The organism is Flavobacteriales bacterium (assembly GCA_016704485.1).
In the GTDB taxonomy this organism is placed as follows: domain Bacteria; phylum Bacteroidota; class Bacteroidia; order Flavobacteriales_F; family PHOS-HE28; genus PHOS-HE28.
Genome location: JADJAA010000001.1, coordinates 2,589,421 through 2,609,024 on the forward strand (window position 1 = coordinate 2,589,421; position 19,604 = coordinate 2,609,024).

At 49.6% G+C, this 19,604-nt stretch carries 17 protein-coding genes and 1 pseudogene; 4 read left to right on the forward strand and 14 right to left on the reverse strand.

The genetic code is table 11. The annotated features are described in order from the left end of the window. Positions 1 to 6 precede the first annotated feature (6 nt). The 11 genes from IPF95_11120 to IPF95_11170 form a co-directional block, all read right to left on the reverse strand. A complete protein-coding gene (locus tag IPF95_11120; protein MBK6475240.1) occupies positions 7 to 693 on the reverse strand; it encodes a murein L,D-transpeptidase catalytic domain family protein in 687 nt (228 codons plus the stop codon). Between the two features lie 189 nt (positions 694 to 882). Beyond that, complete coding sequence (locus tag IPF95_11125; protein ID MBK6475241.1) at positions 883 to 2,187, reverse strand: glycosyltransferase; 1,305 nt, start codon at positions 2,185 to 2,187, stop codon at positions 883 to 885. A gap of 73 nt (positions 2,188 to 2,260) precedes the next feature. After that, entirely contained in the window at positions 2,261 to 2,647 is a 387-nt protein-coding gene (locus IPF95_11130) for a GxxExxY protein (GenBank protein MBK6475242.1), read from the reverse strand. Positions 2,648 to 2,759: 112 nt separating this feature from the next. Further along, complete coding sequence (locus IPF95_11135) at positions 2,760 to 3,794, reverse strand: NAD-dependent epimerase/dehydratase family protein (GenBank protein MBK6475243.1); 1,035 nt, start codon at positions 3,792 to 3,794, stop codon at positions 2,760 to 2,762. Positions 3,795 to 3,920: 126 nt separating this feature from the next. Continuing rightward, positions 3,921 to 4,328 (reverse strand): thiol-disulfide oxidoreductase DCC family protein, encoded by a 408-nt coding sequence (locus IPF95_11140; protein ID MBK6475244.1) that lies wholly within the window; start codon positions 4,326 to 4,328, stop codon positions 3,921 to 3,923. Positions 4,329 to 4,370: 42 nt separating this feature from the next. Further along, positions 4,371 to 4,619 carry a hypothetical protein gene (locus IPF95_11145; GenBank protein MBK6475245.1) on the reverse strand — a complete coding sequence of 83 codons (249 nt, stop codon included), beginning with the start codon at positions 4,617 to 4,619 and terminating at the stop codon, positions 4,371 to 4,373. Beyond that, on the reverse strand, positions 4,616 to 5,206 hold the full coding sequence (locus tag IPF95_11150; protein MBK6475246.1) for a sigma-70 family RNA polymerase sigma factor: 591 nt from the start codon (positions 5,204 to 5,206) through the stop codon (positions 4,616 to 4,618). Before IPF95_11150 ends, IPF95_11145 begins: the two co-directional genes overlap by 4 nt. A gap of 44 nt (positions 5,207 to 5,250) precedes the next feature. Beyond that, positions 5,251 to 6,903: an MBOAT family protein gene (locus IPF95_11155; protein ID MBK6475247.1), complete on the reverse strand. Its 1,653-nt coding sequence runs from the start codon at positions 6,901 to 6,903 to the stop codon at positions 5,251 to 5,253. Positions 6,904 to 6,948: 45 nt separating this feature from the next. Next, a complete protein-coding gene (locus IPF95_11160; GenBank protein ID MBK6475248.1) occupies positions 6,949 to 8,202 on the reverse strand; it encodes a hypothetical protein in 1,254 nt (417 codons plus the stop codon). Next, positions 8,192 to 9,682 (reverse strand): hypothetical protein, encoded by a 1,491-nt coding sequence (locus IPF95_11165; GenBank protein ID MBK6475249.1) that lies wholly within the window; start codon positions 9,680 to 9,682, stop codon positions 8,192 to 8,194. The genes IPF95_11160 and IPF95_11165 overlap by 11 nt, the downstream gene beginning before the upstream one ends. Beyond that, positions 9,679 to 11,079, reverse strand: coding sequence for a LysM peptidoglycan-binding domain-containing protein (locus IPF95_11170; protein MBK6475250.1), 1,401 nt, complete (start codon positions 11,077 to 11,079; stop codon positions 9,679 to 9,681). Before IPF95_11170 ends, IPF95_11165 begins: the two co-directional genes overlap by 4 nt. Positions 11,080 to 11,281: 202 nt before the next feature. Between IPF95_11170 and IPF95_11175 the strand changes: the two are divergent. Then, positions 11,282 to 11,926: pseudogene (locus IPF95_11175) on the forward strand (DsbA family oxidoreductase). Positions 11,927 to 11,934: 8 nt separating this feature from the next. Here IPF95_11175 and IPF95_11180 read toward each other — a convergent pair. From IPF95_11180 to IPF95_11190, 3 genes are all read right to left on the reverse strand, one after another. Then, a complete protein-coding gene (locus IPF95_11180) occupies positions 11,935 to 12,978 on the reverse strand; it encodes an agmatinase family protein (GenBank protein ID MBK6475251.1) in 1,044 nt (347 codons plus the stop codon). A gap of 169 nt (positions 12,979 to 13,147) precedes the next feature. Further along, positions 13,148 to 14,977, reverse strand: coding sequence for a PspC domain-containing protein (locus tag IPF95_11185; protein ID MBK6475252.1), 1,830 nt, complete (start codon positions 14,975 to 14,977; stop codon positions 13,148 to 13,150). A 52-nt stretch (positions 14,978 to 15,029) separates the two neighbouring features. Beyond that, positions 15,030 to 15,362, reverse strand: coding sequence for a PadR family transcriptional regulator (locus IPF95_11190; protein MBK6475253.1), 333 nt, complete (start codon positions 15,360 to 15,362; stop codon positions 15,030 to 15,032). 204 nt (positions 15,363 to 15,566) lie between these two features. Here IPF95_11190 and IPF95_11195 point away from each other — a divergent pair, with 204 nt between their 5' ends. The 3 genes from IPF95_11195 to ettA all read left to right on the forward strand — a co-directional run bounded on the left by IPF95_11195 (position 15,567) and on the right by ettA (position 19,527). Beyond that, positions 15,567 to 15,941 carry a hypothetical protein gene (locus IPF95_11195; GenBank protein ID MBK6475254.1) on the forward strand — a complete coding sequence of 125 codons (375 nt, stop codon included), beginning with the start codon at positions 15,567 to 15,569 and terminating at the stop codon, positions 15,939 to 15,941. A 66-nt stretch (positions 15,942 to 16,007) separates the two neighbouring features. Continuing rightward, positions 16,008 to 17,759 (forward strand): glycosyltransferase family 39 protein, encoded by a 1,752-nt coding sequence (locus IPF95_11200; protein ID MBK6475255.1) that lies wholly within the window; start codon positions 16,008 to 16,010, stop codon positions 17,757 to 17,759. Positions 17,760 to 17,835: 76 nt separating this feature from the next. Beyond that, the gene (ettA, locus tag IPF95_11205) at positions 17,836 to 19,527 is read left to right on the forward strand and encodes an energy-dependent translational throttle protein EttA (protein MBK6475256.1); all 1,692 of its coding nucleotides are present in this window, start codon (positions 17,836 to 17,838) and stop codon (positions 19,525 to 19,527) included. The last annotated feature ends 77 nt before the right edge of the window (positions 19,528 to 19,604 follow it).

A 19,604-nucleotide genomic window follows, 5' to 3' on the forward strand; every position in this document is an offset into this window, starting at 1 on the left:
CTTTTGTTATCTCCCGTAGATGAATAGCAATCCACCATCGGCCAATAGATCCAACATCTGCGGCATATGTTCTTTGCTCACCGTAGGGCAACCCCAGGATCTACCCAAGCGACCATGTTTCGCAATGAAATCAGAACTGACGTAGTCGGCTCCGTGCATGATCACTTCACGTTCCAATGCCAGATCGTTCAAATTGCGATCTAATCCATGAAGTAGCAGTGCTGCACCGTGTTTTGGGCTTACGATCTCTACACCGACACGATACAATCCTAAGCTGGTCTGGTGCGATCCGCTAATGTTGCTGAAGTGTTCCGCATACAATTCGCCGGTCCCAGAACCGTGCGCTACCCAAGTACGCATGATCAATTTCTTCTTCTCCAGATCAATCAGGTACAGCCGTTTATCAGTGCTAGGCTTGGTCATATCCGCAATGGCCATGATCCGATGTTGGGCCTTATGTGCCGCAATACTTTTGTAGCCTGCGATGAACGCATCACTGGTCATTTGGCCATCCAGACCGATCTCCTCAAATAACTCTTCAGCCGCCAAACTCACAGCATCCAATGCATTGTTGGGCGATACTGAAGCCGTTACAACAGGCAACGCAACGACAACTGATTCCGCAGGTACGGGCAATGCGCTCGGGCTGAGCCAAGACAAAAAAATGATGAATAGAACGGGTACGTTTACCATTCTTCGGTCAATGCAGGTTTACCGTTCCGGCCAATAGCGAGGTTCCAGTTCGCTGCCCAAGAACGGATCGTGAATCTAACGATCTTTTCCGATCGTGAAGTGTATACGACGACGAATTGGTTTAGTTGCCCGATGGATCAGACCAGAAAAGCAACTAAGATCCAGGATCTCCAATTATTGGAACATTGCTCAGCCTTTCAGTACCGCCTTCGCGTAATTCGCCCAACTCATTTCCTTAGTGGCCTCCACCACGTTCTCGCGTGGAATGGGTTTTTCGATCATCGCGTTCATGGCGCGCACCATGTCCGCAATGTTCTTCGGTTCGGCCATGTACCCATTGAAGCCATCCTTGATCGTTTCCGGGAAATGGCCTACGCGCGTGGCTACTGCTGGTAGTTTGAAATTGTAGCTCAGGCTTTCGACTCCGCTTGGGGTGGCGGTTTCGTAGAATAGAACCACTGCATCGGCTGCTTGGAAATAGGGTGGTACTTCTTCGTTCGGGATGAAGCGATCAACCACCAATGTGCGGTCCTTCAAGCCCAACTTTTCGATCAATGCCAACGGATCGTAGTTCTTTTCGTCGTCGGACTTTTTCAAGAATAATTTCTTTACGGTTCCGAATAAAGCATTCTTCACTTTAGTGCTGAACTTGCTCTGGTCAACAGTCTGCCAAAAGCGTTCTCCAACTACCATCAGGCTAACGTCATCGCGCTGCTTTGCGAGTTCTGAAAATGCTTCGATGCAATAGTGTAACCCTTTGTATTTGCGGATGAACCCGAAAAAGAGAAATACGTGTTGCCGCAAATTGTGTTCTTTTTTCCAATTCTCTTTATTGAAGTTCGGATCGGGCTTGAAGAGGGAATAGATCGGGTGGTAAAGCTTGAGGATCGTTGTTGGTTGCTGGTAGTCAGTTTGCAGTGTGCCATCTGCCAACTGTTCACTGCCAACTGATCTCTTTCCGTTCAACGTAATTTCAAATTCCCGCTCCGGCATCAGCGCCTTTAGCTCATCCGCCGTTTTGTAGGCGTGTACAATGAAGCTATTGCCATGCTGTAAAGCCATCCGCGTAAGCCGAGCATCCAAGCTGCTTTGTTCTTTGGCAGCTACGAAGTGCAGATCGAATAGGATCTCCGCGTTAGTGTTTTTACGGAGGTACTTAGCGATGGCGTTCAGTGGGATGCCCTGCGTTGGATTGTACCATTGAATGATGACCTTGTCGGGTTGCAATGTGGCAATGGCCTTAGCGGTAGTTCTCCAGGTGAGCGGATCGTTCCAATTGGTGAGGTAGTGTACCGGGATCTTGTAACCCTCCAAAAAATCATTTCGACTGGCTTTGTCAACGAATTCACGCGGTATGATGGCCGGGTATTGTTGTGTCCAGCTAACGATGGTCACATCACTGCCTTCATCGCTCAATGCCCGAGCCAACGCGGTGTTGTACTGCGCTATGCCACCTTTGAATTTTGGGCCTGGACCGAAGCAGATGATGTGCATGGGAGGTGTGTCAACCGCTACGGCGCTACGACGCAACGGCATCGCGACGCAAAATTAGTGGGGTGAAAAAGGTTCATTCCTCGCGTAGGTTGTTGACGACTCGGCGAATACCATCCTTCAAGAGAGAACTATGGAAATTGATGATCAAGCCGAGTCCATTCCCGGTAAGTTTCAAGTAAGTGATCATCTGCGCGAAATGCACAGGATGCAGATCCGCTACAGCTTTCACCTCAATGATCACCCTTCGTTCAACCCAAAGGTCCAGACGATAACCGGCATCCAGCTTCACTTCGCGGTATACCAATGGCAAGGCTACTTGCTTTTCAACGTTGAAGCCCATGTCAAGCAATTCGTGGGCTAGGCATGCCTCGTAAGCGTTCTCCAGCAACCCAGGACCAAAATGACGATGCACGCGGAATGCTGCTTCCACAATGCCTTCTGCTATCTGGTTCTCACTCATTCGTTGCGATTCCGTTGCGTCATCGCGGCTCAGATCTACTTCCACAATGCATTCTGCTATCTGGTTCTGAATCATTCGTTGCGATTCCGTTGCGCCGTCGCGTCGTCGCGGTCTAAATTTTCTTCAACGCCGCATCATAAACCCTCCGCATCCCTTCCTCAATACTGATCTTCGCTTTCCAGCCGAGGTTTTCTTCGACCCAGGTCATATCGCAATAACGACTGTGTACACCCACGGGTTTATCCAGTAAGGGTTTTATTGTGGGCTTGTATCCTGCGAAACCGGTGAATACTTCAATCAGTTCCAAGAAGCTAGTGAGCTTGCCCATGCCGATGTTGATGGCGCGACCATCTTTGATCTTGTCCATGGCCAAGAGCGTTAGGTCGAGGACGTCATCAATGTGAACGAAGTCGCGGCCTTGTTTGCCGGTACCCCAAACTTCGAACGGATTTTCTTTGCGTGCGGCTCGCGCTGCAATGGCCGGTACAGGATAGGAGAGGTCCTGATCTTCGCCGTAACCGCTGAACGGACGTATGCACGTGACATGCACCCCGTAATGGCTGGCTGCGATCTTTGCAAGGAATTCCCCGGTCAGCTTGCTCCAGCCGTAGGTCATGTCCGGCTCGCCCATTTTCTTGAAATCGATGTCGCTTTCCTTTAGCTTTAATGTGTTGCTTTCGGTTTGCAGATCGATCGGATAGGCTGCGCTGCTGCTGGGATACATGAAGCGTCCCGGTTTATTGCGACATACGTAAAGGAACATTTCCGCATCGATACTCAGGTCCTGCGCTACGATCATCGGGTCGCCATCGATCTTACTTCGCCCGCCAACTATCGCTGCAAAGTGGAATATATCACCAAAGCGATCCACGTCAACTCCATGTTTTTTGCGGAAGTATTCTGGGTCCTTATTCAGCTCGCGTAGCACATCGCGGAGATCGGCTTGCATGAAGAGCACACGGCCACCAGCATAGACCTCCATGCCATGTTCGTTGCCTTCAGGTTTCCACGGTGCCCAGGTATCCGGGTGCGTGCCTACGCTTAGGTCATCGATCAAGATCACACGATCATTGGTGGTGTTGTACAGCCGTTGTACCATGTTGCGACCTACGAATCCGCAGCCGCCTGTTACGAGGTGTGTTGTCATTGATTGCTTCTGGTGGCACTTGTATTAGTGCACGTGATGCAAAGATGCGACTTCGTGGTACTTCTGAAGAATACACTGAAGTGAGTTGCCAACGGTTGAACTAGGAATATTGAAGCACGTTGCGCTTTACGCTTCCAAGAACCGCGCTTTCAATTCCGGTGAGGGGATCATACACACTTCTTTTTCACCGAACCATTTGTAGCGGTTCTTTGCGATAAATCCATACACTGCATCCCGTATGAAAGGCGGTATGATGATGAAAGCATAGCATAACGACCACAGCCTACCCAAGTCTTTAAGAATGGTCAGCGCGGCGGTGGATCGCGTCATTTCCTTGCCATCTTTCAGATAGATCACCGTCTTAAGATCAGCTGGTTCAAGGTCGATACTCGCTAATAAGCGTTGTGCTTCCGAGGACTGCAATGTGCCGAAAGAGAACTGTGCATTCGGGTCGCGTTTGATCACGAACTGCACGAATCCATCACAGAGATTGCACACGCCATCAAATAGTATGATCTGCTTGCGCTCTTTCAAAACTCTTGGTGTTCTTGAATGAACGATAACTTGAAGTAAATTTTACGGCTGCGATGTTCGGCTCAATATCCGTTGTTGCAGCTCAGTCGTATCTGATTCCGGTGCAACTCGTTTCAGAAGGTACTCATCCAGTAGTTTGCTCTGCCGCTCGAAGTTTCTGCAACCTGCACAGATACGCATGTGCAACCAGAACCGGAAGCTATCCACCGTTCCGAGAGGGCGATGCTCAGCGCTTTCAGCCAGTAACGTGGCTTTTTCACATGAGTAAACCAGCATGCTAAGTATGTTCATCCGTTGTTGTTCTTGACCCGGCCTTCTATGCAGGAGCGCAGTTTCACTTTGGCCCGGTGGACCTGTTGCCAATAGTTGGTTTCACTTATCCCAAGCTCGGCTTGTATCGTTTCACTCTTCAGGTCCAAAAGATACTTCATCTCCACTGCACTACGCAGATTTGGTGGTAGTGTTTCCAAACAGTGCATCAGCGCACGTTCCAAACGTTCATTTTCCGGTTCACCGAACACATCATTCTTGGCTTTTGGGCGATGGCCGTTACGCCATATTCCACCCTCGTCAAATAAACTTTCGCTGAGGTCGTCGTCCGCTATCTCCTTACCTGACACATGTTTTCCCTCGCGATAGACCTTGCGATAGTGATCGGCCAATTTGTGCTTGAGTATCGCATACAGCCATGTGCGAGGAGAACTATTCCCCTCGAAACGGTCCAAGGTCTCCCAAGCTGAAACAAAGGTCAGCTGCACGAGGTCGTCCGCGGTAGCATCGTCTTTCACGCGGCTGCGCGCGAAACGCACGAGTTCATTGGTGTATGCCACGACCCATTCCGAGTATTGCTTCGCTTTATCCTTTTGCTCCTTCACCATATTACTTCACAGGTCGAAAGTTACGGTTCGCGTGAACACCGGTTCTAGAATTGGAAATAGATAAAGGGTACCATTTCGGCCGTTACGGTCTGATAGAGCATGAAAATTGTTCCGACGCAGATCAACGCCATCGCGAGTAATGGTAATCGTGCGAATTCCATGCGGTAGCGTTCTTTCCATGCCGCCGGAAGCCAGTGAACGGTAAGCCCCAGAGACATTACCAAAAAGACCGTACGGAAACCCCAAAGCACGTCACCAATATGGGCCAGACCGAGATCATTCCAGATCTGGAAAAGGATCTTGTTCGCTGTCTCCAAACTATCGCCACGGAACCAGATCCGCGTGAAGGTGATGAAGCTGAACGTGGAGAAAACCATCCAAAGGTGTGCGTACCATTTCTTGGAACCTTCCCACGGACTAATGCGCTTCCATTGCTTATACACAACCAGACCTAAGCCATTTAGGCCACCCCAGATCACGAACATCCAACTGGCACCGTGCCATAGACCACCGATCAGCATGGTGATCATCAAGTTCAAATTGGTGGTAATGAATTTCTCTGCTCCAGGACTAATGCGCACCAACACGATCGATAGCGCGAACAGCGATAGAAAAACGACCGGCAACCACAGCAGACCGGTAAGCAACACAAGGGCTGCACCGATCACACCTAACATGATCCATGAAAAGAGTGATCCAGAGCGGTTGCCGCCCATTGGAACATAGAGGTAATCGCGCAACCACGTACTGAGGCTGATGTGCCACCGTTTCCAGAATTCTCCAACATTTCTGGCCTTATACGGACTGTTGAAGTTCATTGGGAGAGTGAAGCCCATGAGCAACGCAACACCGATCGCGATGTCCGTATAACCACTGAAGTCCGCATAGACCTGGAGCGAGTAGCCGTATAGTGCCATGATGTTCTCAAAACCGGTGTGCCGCATCGGATCACCGAAAACGCGATCGATGAAGTTCACTGCGATATAATCTCCGATGAGCATCTTCTTAATAAGCCCATTGAGTATCCAGAAAACAGCAATACCGAACTGGGTACGCGTGAGTTTGAAATCCTCGTATAACTGTGGAATGAATTCCGATGCGCGTACGATCGGACCGGCTACGAGTTGCGGAAAGAAGGAAACGTAGAACCCGAAATCCAGCAGGTTCCGAACAGGTTTTACATCGTTCCGATAAATGTCGATCGCATAGCTCATGGTCTGGAACGTGTAGAAACTGATCCCCACCGGAAGCAGGATCTTGTTCTCTACGAAGTGCGCATCCCACGCCATATTAGCCCAATGCGCGAAGAAATTCACTGGTTGGAAGGAGGTGTGGAAAAGTGTATTTATGTTATCGACCACAAAGTGCGCGTACTTGAAGAACCCAAGAAGTGACAGGTTGATGAAAACACTGGTCGCCAAAAGCCATCTTTTTCTGGATCGATCCGGGCTGCTTGCACTCCATTGGCCAAGGAAAAAATCCATGATCACAGCGAACAGCAATAGCCCGACGAACAGACCGCTCGTTTTCCAATAGAAGAAAATACTTGCAACGAACAACCATGCATTGCGGATCGGTGGACGTTTATACACCGCGCTGAACACCATCAGCACTACGGCAAAAAATCCCCAAAAAAAGAACCGCGTGAAGATCAACGGGTTGAACGGATCATATCGTAGGACCGATGTCCAATCCATACTTCCAAGTAGGCCGATCAACGATATGGACAGGGTTGACATGTGTTACCTGGTACCATACCGACGACGTACGAAATCTCCGTAGCTTTCCATTATCGAGCTGAACATCATATCACCGAGCAGAACATACCCTTCACGATCGAAATGGATCCGGTCCGGACGGGCCACACCTGCGGCTTGCCATGCGGCAATGGATCCGGATCCACCCATTACATTGTACGTGTCCCAAACTGCGCATCCATATTCGGCGCTTAGGTCCAACATCACCTGCCGCACCGTGTTACCATTTGGGTTAGGCGTTCTGCGTTTTACATAACTATCCGTATTCGTAGTGAGCAGAATAGTGGCGTTCGGTGAAACGCTAAGCACATTCCGGATCAGTTGCTCGTAATTGCTTTTGAAACGTTCCGCGCTGAAATTCGAGTCGTGCGCATCGTTGATCCCGATGGAGAAAATGACCAGATCGGGATGCAATAAGGCTAGATCCTGTGTGAACCGTTGGCAGCGCAAATAACTCGGCGTACTTGCTCCGTTCACACCTATTGCATGATAGACGAACCCAGGGTCATCATTCTCTAACGTGATGCCGTAAAGCGTGAACTTTTGCTGCAACGAATCCGTTCGATCGAACTGGAGTTTCAGTGTATCCACCTCTTGTGAGAACGTGAATTCCGTGTAGCCATTGGCTTCATCAACGCGTTTGGTAATGGATATCAAGGAGTCGCTGGTAGTTGCTGCAATTTCGAAGCTGTGATCCATGTTGTGCAGCACTTTCACAGTATTGAACGTATAACCGCTGTATGCTTCTCCGCGAAAATTTATGGTCAGCTCGGTATGCGGATCAGTTGTGGTAACGGAGTAGCCAGCAAGACCGAGTACCGAAGTGTCTCCTTGCGTAATGTTCTTGACCGTGCTCCATTTGCCCGTGAATTTGGGCAAGTACCAGTATGGATTATTCGTCTTCGCCATGGTAAACGGAAATATGAATCCACGGGCACCACCAACGCCCGGAACCACGTTCTGGAACCGATGGCGCAATTCCATGCTCCACATGTCCGCTTGGATGTGGGAGCCACCGATATGTACGATGTTCAATTGCCCGCGACCGTATGTAAAAAGGCTATCCAGCTTGCTGTTCCAACGTGTCCAGGGCGTACTATCACCTTTGAGGATGATGGTGCTCGCTTCCGGGTGGATGAATGCTCGCTCCGGTGGGCGAACGGGATTATCCTGTGTAAACGCTGATCCTCCAAGAAGCAATGCGCAAATGGCGATCAGCGGTCTTCTGTCAAGGAACATCTATCGTGTCATTTTTCATGTGTGGTAGTGCTTTCTGCACGCGGAATAACGTGTAGTCGCTCAAAAATGCGGAATAGAACAGCTCACCCACCTTTCGTGCACCTCTTGGGGTGAAATGCGTATAGTCCGCTGCGGCCAGAGGTGGCTCCGCATTCACCCAGCTAACCATGCTGTTCTTGCCGCCCATGGCATCATACATGTCCCAGAATACCGCGCCTTGCTGTAATGTGTTTGCTTTCATTGCATTGCGAACATCTTCAAGGAATGGTCTGGTAACATAGTCCTCGCCTTCCTTAATACTCATGTCGCTCGGGCCGATCACGATGATCGTAATCCCCGGGATCAGCCTTCGGAACCGGACGATCTGCGTGCCAAAGAAGTGTCCATAGCTTTCGGCTTGTTCCGCACTTTTGATATTGGGTAGAACGTTACCGCCGTATTGAAGGATCAACAACTCCACATCCAGATCGGAATACATGGTGCGTAATAATGCTTGATCGACGGCATGGAATTCATAGCCCGATGCACCCCGAGCGGCGATGTTATCCACATTAACTCCGTTGGCCCCTTCGAGCGAAACACCATAGATGTCCGGACTATGTGTACCCGTGAAGGTGAAGGTGAGCTGATCTGGTGTTGCGGGGAATTTCCATTCACGGATCAACAGCTTTTCAGCAGGTTCCACTACTTCGGTCGATAGCAATTCATCACCTTGGTGCAGATCTATTCGCACAGGAGCTGTGTGCCATCCATAGTACAGTTTACAGACGGAGAATTCCTTGGCTTTACTGAATGCATTTTGTTGCGCTGTGATAGTCAACGATGCAGAATGGATAGTAGTGTCCCGTAGTGTGGAGTCGGATAGGATGGGGGTGAATCGGGAGTAAGAGGATAAGGCTCCGAACCGGGTATGTTCCTGTTGAGGGTCACGCGTGGTCATAACACTGTATCGGATCCAATCACCGGCCAACGCACGTTCTACGCTAAAGTTGGGAACGATATCGGCTATCGGGAATAATCCGGGTCCATTGCCTCCGAACTGCGTTTGGAATTTGTTGCGGATGTAGGAGGTGATCCTATCGCCTTCCAATTGTGAATCACCGTAATGCAGGATACGCACTGGACGTTTTTGAGAACGCGCTTTTTCCAATTTGGAGAACAGTGCGAATAGGACGGACTTGTCCTTTTTAGGATAATGCAAGGCGATGCGTTCCTCCAACGGTGCAAGTACTGCAGGTGCTAAGGTGTCCTGCGCTAAAGTATCGAGCGCCGCTACCTCATCGGCATCTGCTTCGAGTTCGAGGATGTCGGATATGTCCACTTGCTCTTGCTTTTCCGGTGATAGTATTTCTGCGGGAGAAGGAAATCTGATGGTCAATTCATCGCCCAATTTTATCCCTTGTTCGGGAAGGATGATCCCTAGCAGACCAAGCAGGCTTAGAACGAGGATCAGGAACGCCACAATGCGTCCGGGCGTCATTGTACTTGGGGAATAGTGATCTTTTGGCCCGGCAAGATCATGGACGAAATACCATTGGCCTGCATCAGATCCGCCACTGTAATTCCAGGGTAGCGCTTTGCAATGGCATACAACGAATCACCGGCCTGTACCGTATATGCCTTTTGGACCAAGGACGAGGTTGTAGGTGAAATTTTATTGGTTGGTCCTTCCGCGTCAGGATGCGATGGCGCTGTTCTCACTTTGTCACGAACATGGATCACCAGTTTTTTACCAGCGTAGATCTTGTCTCCACGCAATCCGTTCCACTTTTTCAATTGCGAGACCGATACATGGTATTTCTGGGCGATCGAGCCAAGGTTATCTCCGCTGCGAACGGTATGGCGTATGGTCCGATCAACTTCAACCACACTTTCACTTGGATCTTGCGCAATGAGTTCAAGGCTGTTCGCGACCTTTTCCAACGAGTCCAGGAATTGAGCAAAAAGGGGCTTCATGCCAGCTGGCAGCTGGAACGTTGCACCGTTGGGAATACGATCATTTGAAAATGTCGGGTTCAACGAACGTAGTTGTGCCATTGGTATGTTCAGTCCATCGCTTAAAATTCGGAACCGGGTCACTGTGTGTGCTTCCAAGGTGTCTGCGGACCGGTCAAATTCAACGTGGATCGGCCTTATACCCAATTCTTCTTGCCGTGCGGTAAGGTGAATGAAGGCCATGAACGTTGGGAGAATATCAAGGTGCGTCGCATCGAATTTCGGGTAATACGCGCGGTAGCTGCTGATACCAGGTGCTTTCAAGCGTGCACGTTCTACATTTGCTGGACCACACGAAAAGGCCATGATCGCCAAAGGCCATGTGCCGTATTGTGTTTTCAGGTCAACTAGATAACGCACAGCTGCCTGCGTGCTTTTTACGGCATCACTGCGTTCGTCGATATCTGCTGTGATCCGCAACCCGTAACGAATCGCAACAGGGTAGGTGAGCATCCAAAGTCCGCGTTCGCCTTGTGCCGTAGCTGCATGAACATTCATACCGGAAAGCGCCATTGGCAGTAACTTCAATTGTGCGGGAAGTTCATGCTCCAGAAGTGCATCCTCGATCATGGGGAAATACTCTTCTGCCATACCCAATAATGCCTGAAATTCATCACGCTTCGGTTGTCCGAAGAGATCCGCATATCGCACAACGGCACTATCCGCGAAAACGGGAAAAGTGCCCGCATCCTCTTGTATCTTGAGGTACAGATTCTCGCTATCCACCGCACGTACAACACCTTTGCCAGCTTCGTTATGGGCTTGGGCTACTTGCAGAACAGGCCAAGTGTGCATAAGGCTATCCACGGGCCAAGTGCGCTGCGCATATATGCCAGTGGTACTTGCTAAGCACAACGTTACCACGAGTGTTGATCTCCTCATACGCATCTAACGGAACGTAAAACAAACGATCCTGATTGATCTGCGGGCTTCTTATTCCTTGTTTTCTACACGCATCGCTGTTGGTCGGAGATCATTCATCGTCAGCATCTTGCAGATCTGCGACCAGCATCCGCAACTTTGCACGATCACCGATGTGGTTTTCGGCGTTGTGTTAAAACGATCAATTCAATAAATTAATAGCATGAAAGTAGAGATCTGGAGCGATGTGCTTTGTCCGTTCTGTTACATCGGAAAACGGGAGTTCGAGCTGGCCTAGTCGCAGTTCGTGCATAAGGATGATGTAGAGGTGGTCTGGAAGAGCTTTGAATTGGACCAGAATGCGCCTGTGAATTACGAAAAGGACATGTATGACCTGCTAGCCTCCAAGTATGGACGTACGCGTGAAGAGACGATCACGAACGTACGGTCCGTGGTGGAACGTGCTGATTCCGTGGGCTTGGCTTATGACATGGACCGTGTTATTCCAACCAATTCGTTCGATGCGCATCGCTTGCTTCAGTATGCCAAGTCCGTTGGTAAAGGGGATGCAATGAAAGAGCGCTTGCTAAAGGCCTATTTCATGGAAGGTGCGCATATCGGGGAGCATCAACAGTTGAAAGCACTTGCCCATGAAGTTGGTCTGGACAGTGGAATAGTGACCCAACTTTTAGCCTCTGATGCCTTTACCGCAGAGGTAAGGAATGATGAACTGGAAGCGCAGGAAATAGGTGTTCGTGGAGTGCCTTTTTTCGTAGTGGATAGGCGCTACGCCGTTAGCGGTGCACAATCAAATGAGCACTTTCTGGAAGTGTTGAACAAGGCTTGGGAGGAGCGCGTTCCGAATTGATACACAGCTTACTTTGCCAGTATCCCGCACAGATGATAAAGCAGCCTTGCACCTACGTTAGCGTCCCATTCATCATGGGCTCCGGGTGCAACTTCCACAAGGTCGAAACCGATGATCTTCTTTCCGCTCGCGGCTAAACGAGAAAGGAGATAGGTGGCCTCTTCGAACTGTAGTCCACCGGGTACGGGTGTGCCGGTATTCGGACAGAGCGTGGGTTCCAAGCCATCGATATCGAAACTGATATGGACCTTTTCCGGTAACGCGCTAATGATCGCATCGCACTGTTCGCGCCACGTTATACCATCAAATTGCTGACGGCGTATATCCGCACTCAAGATCACTTTTACACGATCTTTTTGTTTGAGGAAAACAGTGTTCTCTTGTTCGCAAAAATCACGGATACCAACACTTACCAACTGCTTCATTTGCTTGATCGGAAGTGTGTTGTACATGATGCTCGCATGGCTATACGTGAAGTCTTCATAGGCAATGCGAAGATCCATATGTGCATCGATATGGAGGATACCGAACTCCTTATGTCGCTTGGCCTGCGCTTGGAATAGGCCAAGCGGTGTGCTGTGGTCCCCACCAACAAGACCCACCAACTTTCCTTGGTCCATCCAGTATCCGGCCCGTTGTTCAACCCATGCGTTCATCACTTCGCATTCGGCGTTGATCAAGTCCAACGCCTTTTTCGCACGAGCTTGTTTCTTTTTGTCTCCCCCTTTTATCAAAAGATCCATTACATGTTTGGCCTCTTTCTTCAACGCTTGGCTCTGTTCCAGCAATGCCATTGGGAGCTCATCCATCGCTATTCCACGCTTCCATAATTCCGGAAATTCCCGATGAAATAGATCCACCTGATAACTTGCTTCCAAGATCGCTTCGGGACCACAAGAAGTTCCTGCACCATAGCTCGTGGTCACTTCCCACGGTACCGGGATCAATACGATATCGGCTTCTTCTGCTGTGAAGGGTAGGCCGTAGATCCCAGCATCTTCAGGTGCAGGACCGTTAGCATCGAAATTCTTGATCTTGGTGGCTTTGGACATGTCGTTTTCGTTAGAGTACGCAAAGGTCGGTAGAACTGCCAATTCCCCAAGCGTTCATTGCGAACGCCCCGCACGTAGTGGTGCGGGGCGCGCTCGGCCCAAGCTATTTTCCCTCATTGCGTGGGGCCGATGTGGCACTGTGGTAGTGCCTTATTGCATCCGTCGGATCTTACATCCGCTGGAAAAGCAGGTCCAGCACGTTCGGTAGTTTGTAGGCTACGTCGTTGCTGGTGGAAGCCGTACTGCGATCCTCTTCGACCTGGTCGGATGAACCGCTCAATTTCCAATTTCCGATGCTAACGACAATGTTGCTCTTGGTTCCGGTTGTGTCAATTGCTGGAGCGTTCGGTTGTATGGGCAGATCATCCGGTACGTGATCCGGGTCCACATCACGGCTCAGACCACTTAGGGTCATGGTCCACGTTTGTCCCACCATGTCACCGTCGTACGTGTTGGTCACATTGTCCACATCATCCAACATGAAACCGGTATTATCCCCTAGATGGATCGCCTTGCCAAGGGGAACCTGTACAATGAAACGAATACGCTGCGCCCGTATCTTATCACTTTTCGGAAAATTCAGCCATGGCGAGAGTTCGAGGATGGAATCCACTTGAGATACCTTGAACGTAATGTTTGAAGCACGGATCATGCTACTTTTAAGTGAGCGAGCCTGTGCTTTGCGTTCCACGATCAAATGGTAGTTGTGATCCGGGCTTCGTTTTACATCCATCTGGGCCCATGCACCGTGAATGCTATCCGCAGAAGTACGGAACAGGTCAGCATCCCACCCGGTTCTTCCATTATTAAAGGATATTTTCCAGTTACGATCATCTTCTTCATCGATCATGCTGTTCACATGGAGTATCTGTCCAGTAGGTTGGAGCATTTCAACTTCGGTACGTAACTTTTCACTTCGCTTGAAATCATTTCCAAGGCGTATGCCAAGTACCATTGTTACGATCAAGGCAATGAACCAAACGGCCGCCAGCGTTCCGGAGAACCATCCTGGCGACTTGGTATTAAAGACCAGACGTAAGCCAAGAAGTACCAATGCGATAACCGGTATCAAGGCCAATAGAATGCTTGCCAGAACGAACCAGATCGCTTGACTTGAACTAGCGAAGAAGAGACCGCCCATTTCAAAATATCCGGCACCGCTACCACCGGAAAGACTGTCATACGTAAGTGTTCCTGCGCCAACGATCCCGGCGATCAGCATCATGCCTATTAGAAAGCCTGCTATGATCAATGCCACACCAATTATCTTGCCGAGCACTCCAACGCCTCTTGCTGCCGTGCGAGCGAACTGGTCTTTTCTAGGGCCTGCACCCGATCCGGCAAAACGCTTGCCTAGATCACTTGCTTCATTCGCGACATGAGTTGCGCCGGTCTTAACGCGTTCTGCACCTTCATCAAAAACCTTTTTCAGGTTATCAACGGTAACAGGTTCGCCACGCATTTCCAGCCGATCAGCTGCACTATCCGCTGGTGGTACAACGATCCATAGAATGATGTAGATAAGCACACCAACTCCCATGAACAGCAGTGCGATGTAGATCAAGCGTAGGATCAACGGGTCAAAACCGAAATAGGCACCGACCCCGCTCAATACTCCACCGACCCATTTGTCTTCGGTATCGCGCATTAAACGACGGTGTTTGCGGCCACCACCAAAGGTCCAGTTCGGATCACTACCCGCATTGGCATGCGCATTGTTCTCGCCATCATCGCTACTATCCATGTAGTCCTCCGGTTGACCCATGATACCGATGATATGTGCTACATCTTCGACATTCACGACCTGTCTTTTACCATCCAAACGCTCTTGGAAAAGCTCCGAGATCCGCGCTTCAATGTCGGCCATGATCTCATCGCGGCCGTCGGTTCCCGTGAACTGGCCTCGGATACTTGAGAGGTAGCGCTGCAACTTTTCATAGGCATCCTCTTCAATATGGAACACCGTGCCGCTGATGTTGGCTGTGAGGGTTTTTTTCATCGTCGTTACGCTAATGCGTTGGTTTGGTGGTTGCTGTTGGCGTGGGAAAGGATCATTTATTGAGGCGGGTTGTTTTCTTTACTGCAAGGCTCAATTCGTCCCAGGTCTGATCCAATTCCGTGAGGAATTTGTCACCAACGGTCGTGAGCTTATAATATTTGCGCGGCGGTCCGGAGCGTGATTCCTCCCAACGATAGTTGAGCAGGCCGGCATCCTTTAGGCGGGTGAGCAGCGGGTAGAGCGTTCCTTCGACCACGATCAACTTCGCTTCTTTCAACTTGGAGATAATGTCCGATGGATATAGCTCGCCCTGGGCCAGAACGCCAAGGATGCAGTATTCCAGCACCCCTTTGCGCATTTGCGCTTTTGTGTTCTCCACTTTCATGCGGTGATGGCCGTTTGGCCGTTGTTTGAATAATAGTGCATTTAGTACTTGACGATGCAAAGATATGTGCATAAGTTGGTACTATGCAACACATGGTACTATTTTATTATGAACGGTCTTGGGAATAGGATGAATGGTTACTGCGTGCTTCAGCTTCGTAACGGAAACCCTTACCCGCTTATCTTGCACCCATATCCTTAATCCATGTTCAAACGTATAGGCATTTTTGTTGTGCTACCCTTGGTGATCCTCGCCTTGTTCGGCTATTACCGATATTTTTGGGTGTTCGGTACCGGAGTAAAGTCCGGTGAACTCAATTACGTGGTCCATAAAGGGGTGCTATTCAAAACCTATGAAGGCAAGATGATACAGACCGGGATAAAGAGCCAAGAAGGCGCTTTCCAAAGTCTTGAGTTCCTGTTCTCGGTTGATGATCCTAAGGTTGCGGAGCAACTCATGGTGAATAGTGGAAATCAATTCAACCTGCACTACAAAGAGTATTTAGCGGCCCTGCCTTGGAGAGGCCATTCCGAATTCGTGGTGGATAGTATTATCTCCATGACCAAAGTAAATCGTTGAATGACCTTTGGAAACGAAGCTCCATTGCGTTCGACCTGGCTCCTATAAGTTATAGCTGGTTAAAGAATGGTACGTAGGTTCTTCTTCGTATTTCCGATCTTCTTGGCTCTCCTTGGGCTGATAGCCCTAGGTGTATCCACGTTGGATCATGCAACTGTATTGGATCACTTGAACAGAGCTGCGGCAGACGGTAATGTCGATTCGTATTCGGCAGGCCTGCATGGCCAGATCCAAGGAAACTTCCGCGTAGCTGCTCTGATCCTTGGTGCTTTCGCTGTATGTATGTTCCTACTACGCGATCAGCTTACGATCTGGTTCACGAGCGAAGGTGGTATAGCGCGTTTCATCACCGAAGCAAAAAAGTTGAAACGCGATTACGCCAAACGAACATCAAAAGGCCATAAACAAATGGTACTTCTGATCGTATTGGTTGGTGTCATATTGCGGTGTGTTATGCTGTTCCAACCAATTACGTACGATGAAGCATTCACCTACACCTATTTCGCGACACGTCCCTTATATATAATCCTAAGCGACTATTCGTATCCGAACAATCATGTGCTTAATACCATACTTATTAATTTGTTCACTTCCATTCTGGGTGTAAGCAAGTTCACGGTCCGTTTACCGGCTTTTATTGCTGGCGTTGCCTGTTTGCCCTTGTTCTACATGTTCGTACGGCACATGTTCAACCGCTACATAGCCTTGGTGGCATTGGCTTTCGTGGCCAGTTCACCGCGCCTCATCGAATACAGTGCGTTGGGTAGAGGGTATGCTATCACGTGGTTGTGTTTGATCCTCGCGCTTTTGTTGGGAAGGCGATTCGCCAAGGAGAACGATCTTGTAAGTGCTATGTTGATCGGCGTAGTCTGCGCTATTGGTATGTGGGCCGTTCCTACTATGGTCTATCCAGCCCTTATGATCTATCTCTGGTTGATCCTATATATTCTGAACAAATACAAGGATTCACGGATCGATCGCGTTTGGAATTGGTTAGGGTCCATTATTGTTTTCGTGATCTTATCCCTTCTGCTTTATGCGCCAATGTTGATCGTGAACGGAGCCGTGGGCTACGGTCGGTTATCTGTTACGCCGGAGCGGACATTGGAGATGTTCTCCGTGGTTTCTGGCGATAAGGCACTAGAGATCTGGGCATGGTTCAGTGACCCGGGGCATTTTTGGATATCCATGTTGGTTTGTGTGGGACTCGTTTTCGCGGGATTCATATCCGTTAAGTACAGGTTGCTAATGGCTGCCATGTTCTTTGGCGCTGTGCCGCTGGTGGTATATCAATTGGAGGTTCCGCCACCTCGTGTTTGGGTGTATACGCTGTTCATATTCCACCTTAGTTCCGCGATCGCATTGTACTACCTGCTGAAGCTGTTCCATGATAATGGCATGAAAGCATTGACGGAAAGACGACGTGCCGTTTTAATGAGTTTTGCAGTTCTACTTGGTTTCGGGATCTCTGGAATGGATCATCTAATGAGTGATAGGAGTCGCAGTGGAGACGCTACTTTTTCTGCAGCGAGGATCAGTGCTTCGATTGTTCCAGAAGATCGCGTGATCACGCAATACCCTTGGGAAGCACCCATGGAATTCGAGGCTATGGCAAATGGAGTCGATCGTCGCGTTTTCTATAACCCCATACCGGAAAATGGTTCGATCTATGTCCTGGTCGGCACTAAAGAAGACCAGTCTCTTGCGGGTGTGCTGGCCCACAATGGTTTTTTTCAAAAAGACCTCCCACTTTTCGAGTTGGTTGAAGATACCAATGGATTGAAGACCTTTGTGGCCCGAATTAAGGAGGGCAGTTGATCAGAGGATGATCGATCGAACACTCCAATAGACCTAAAAACTACACGGATCAACCGGTCCACAAGAGCATTCAACGATGGCAGAAGAAGGACGTCAGATAATTTTCAATATGGTAAAGGTGGGCAAAACGCTCTCCTCTGGCAAGAAGATACTTAATGATATTTACCTCGGTTTCTATTACGGAGCCAAGATCGGTATACTGGGTCTAAATGGTAGTGGTAAATCCACACTCATGCGGATCATTGCGGGCAAGGACAAGAATTTCGACGGTGATGTACACCTTTCTCCGGGCTACACCATTGGGCACTTGGAGCAGGAGCCTGACCTGGATGAGTCCAAGACCGTGATCGATATCGTTCGCGAAGGGGTGCAACCTATTATGGACCTGCTCAAAGAATTCGAGGATGTGAACAATAAGTTCGCTGACGAGGAGATCTTGAATGATCCGGACAAAATGCAAAAGCTGATCGATCGCCAAGCTGCATTGCAGGATAAGATCGAAGCAACAGGGGCGTGGGAGATCGACCAGAAATTGGATATAGCAATGGATGCGCTGCGTTGTCCTGAGCCGGATGCGAAGATCAGCGTACTATCCGGTGGTGAGCGCCGCCGTGTGGCCCTGTGCCGCTTGCTGTTGCAAAGCCCGGATATTCTGCTGTTGGATGAACCGACCAATCACCTGGACGCAGAAAGCGTTGCCTGGTTGGAGCAGCACTTGGCTGCATACAAAGGAACCGTCATCGCTATTACGCACGATCGTTACTTCCTGGATAACGTGGCCGGTTGGATCCTTGAGCTGGATCGTGGCGAGGGCATTCCATACAAGGGTAATTACACCAATTGGTTGGAGCAGAAGACCGAACGGTTAACACGTGAAGAAAAGACCGAAAGCAAACGCAATCGTATCCTGAAGCAGGAGCTCGAATGGGTAAGGAGCAATGCGAAAGCGCGCCGTACGAAGAGCAAGGCACGTTTGGAGAACTACGAGAAATTGCAGAGTGAAACGGTGAAGGAGAAAGAGGCCAAGTTGGAGATCTACATCCCGAACGGTCAACGCTTGGGTGATAAGGTGATCGAGTTCAAGGATGTGTCCAAAGGGTTTGGCGATCGCATGCTTTTCGAGAACCTCACTTTCGCTTTACCACCTGCGGGTATCGTAGGCATCATAGGCCCCAACGGTGCTGGTAAGACCACCTTGTTCCGTATGGTCATGGGCGAGGAGAAGGCCGATTCCGGAACGATCACACTTGGTGATACCGTTCAGTTGGCCTACGTGGATCAAAGTCACAAGGAATTACTACCTGAGAAGACCGTCTATGAAGTGGTGAGCGGTGGATTGGAGAACATGTCCATCGGTGGTACGTTGGTGAACAGCCGCGCCTACTTGGCACGATTCAACTTCACCGGTACTGACCAGAATAAGAAGGTGAATGTGCTCTCCGGTGGAGAACGCAATCGCTTGCATTTGGCCATGACCTTGAAGCAAGGAAGCAACGTGTTGTTGTTGGACGAACCGACGAACGACCTCGATGTGAATACGCTCCGTGCGTTGGAAGAAGCCATTCAGGACTACAGCGGCTGCGCCGTTATCATTAGCCACGATCGTTGGTTCATGGATCGGGTTTGTACGCACATTCTTGCATTCGAAGGCAATAGCAATGTCTATTGGTTCGAGGGTGGCTTCAGCGAATACGAAGAGAACTACAAGAAGCGAGTAGGGGATGTGGTGCCGAAGCGATTGAAGTATAGGAAGTTGGTGAGAGGGTGAGCAACCCACGTCCATGAAATTGAGAAACCCCGGTCCCGTGCCGGGGTTTCTTGTTAAGTGAACGAACTGATCTCTGC

Bases quoted from the DNA above. Each gene is read 5' to 3' on its own strand.
- IPF95_11120 (MBK6475240.1), bottom strand. From the start codon at position 693: ATGGTAAACGTACCCGTTCTATTCATCATTTTTTTGTCTTGGCTCAGC.
- IPF95_11125 (MBK6475241.1), bottom strand. From the start codon at position 2,187: ATGCACATCATCTGCTTCGGTCCAGGCCCAAAATTCAAAGGTGGCATA.
- IPF95_11130 (MBK6475242.1), bottom strand. From the start codon at position 2,647: ATGAGTGAGAACCAGATAGCAGAAGGCATTGTGGAAGCAGCATTCCGC.
- IPF95_11135 (MBK6475243.1), bottom strand. From the start codon at position 3,794: ATGACAACACACCTCGTAACAGGCGGCTGCGGATTCGTAGGTCGCAAC.
- IPF95_11145 (MBK6475245.1), bottom strand. From the start codon at position 4,619: ATGAACATACTTAGCATGCTGGTTTACTCATGTGAAAAAGCCACGTTA.
- IPF95_11150 (MBK6475246.1), bottom strand. From the start codon at position 5,206: ATGGTGAAGGAGCAAAAGGATAAAGCGAAGCAATACTCGGAATGGGTC.
- IPF95_11155 (MBK6475247.1), bottom strand. From the start codon at position 6,903: ATGGATTGGACATCGGTCCTACGATATGATCCGTTCAACCCGTTGATC.
- IPF95_11160 (MBK6475248.1), bottom strand. From the start codon at position 8,202: ATGTTCCTTGACAGAAGACCGCTGATCGCCATTTGCGCATTGCTTCTT.
- IPF95_11165 (MBK6475249.1), bottom strand. From the start codon at position 9,682: ATGACGCCCGGACGCATTGTGGCGTTCCTGATCCTCGTTCTAAGCCTG.
- IPF95_11170 (MBK6475250.1), bottom strand. From the start codon at position 11,079: ATGAGGAGATCAACACTCGTGGTAACGTTGTGCTTAGCAAGTACCACT.
- IPF95_11180 (MBK6475251.1), bottom strand. From the start codon at position 12,978: ATGTCCAAAGCCACCAAGATCAAGAATTTCGATGCTAACGGTCCTGCA.
- IPF95_11185 (MBK6475252.1), bottom strand. From the start codon at position 14,977: ATGAAAAAAACCCTCACAGCCAACATCAGCGGCACGGTGTTCCATATT.
- IPF95_11190 (MBK6475253.1), bottom strand. From the start codon at position 15,362: ATGAAAGTGGAGAACACAAAAGCGCAAATGCGCAAAGGGGTGCTGGAA.
- IPF95_11195 (MBK6475254.1), top strand. From the start codon at position 15,567: ATGTTCAAACGTATAGGCATTTTTGTTGTGCTACCCTTGGTGATCCTC.
- IPF95_11200 (MBK6475255.1), top strand. From the start codon at position 16,008: ATGGTACGTAGGTTCTTCTTCGTATTTCCGATCTTCTTGGCTCTCCTT.
- ettA (MBK6475256.1), top strand. From the start codon at position 17,836: ATGGCAGAAGAAGGACGTCAGATAATTTTCAATATGGTAAAGGTGGGC.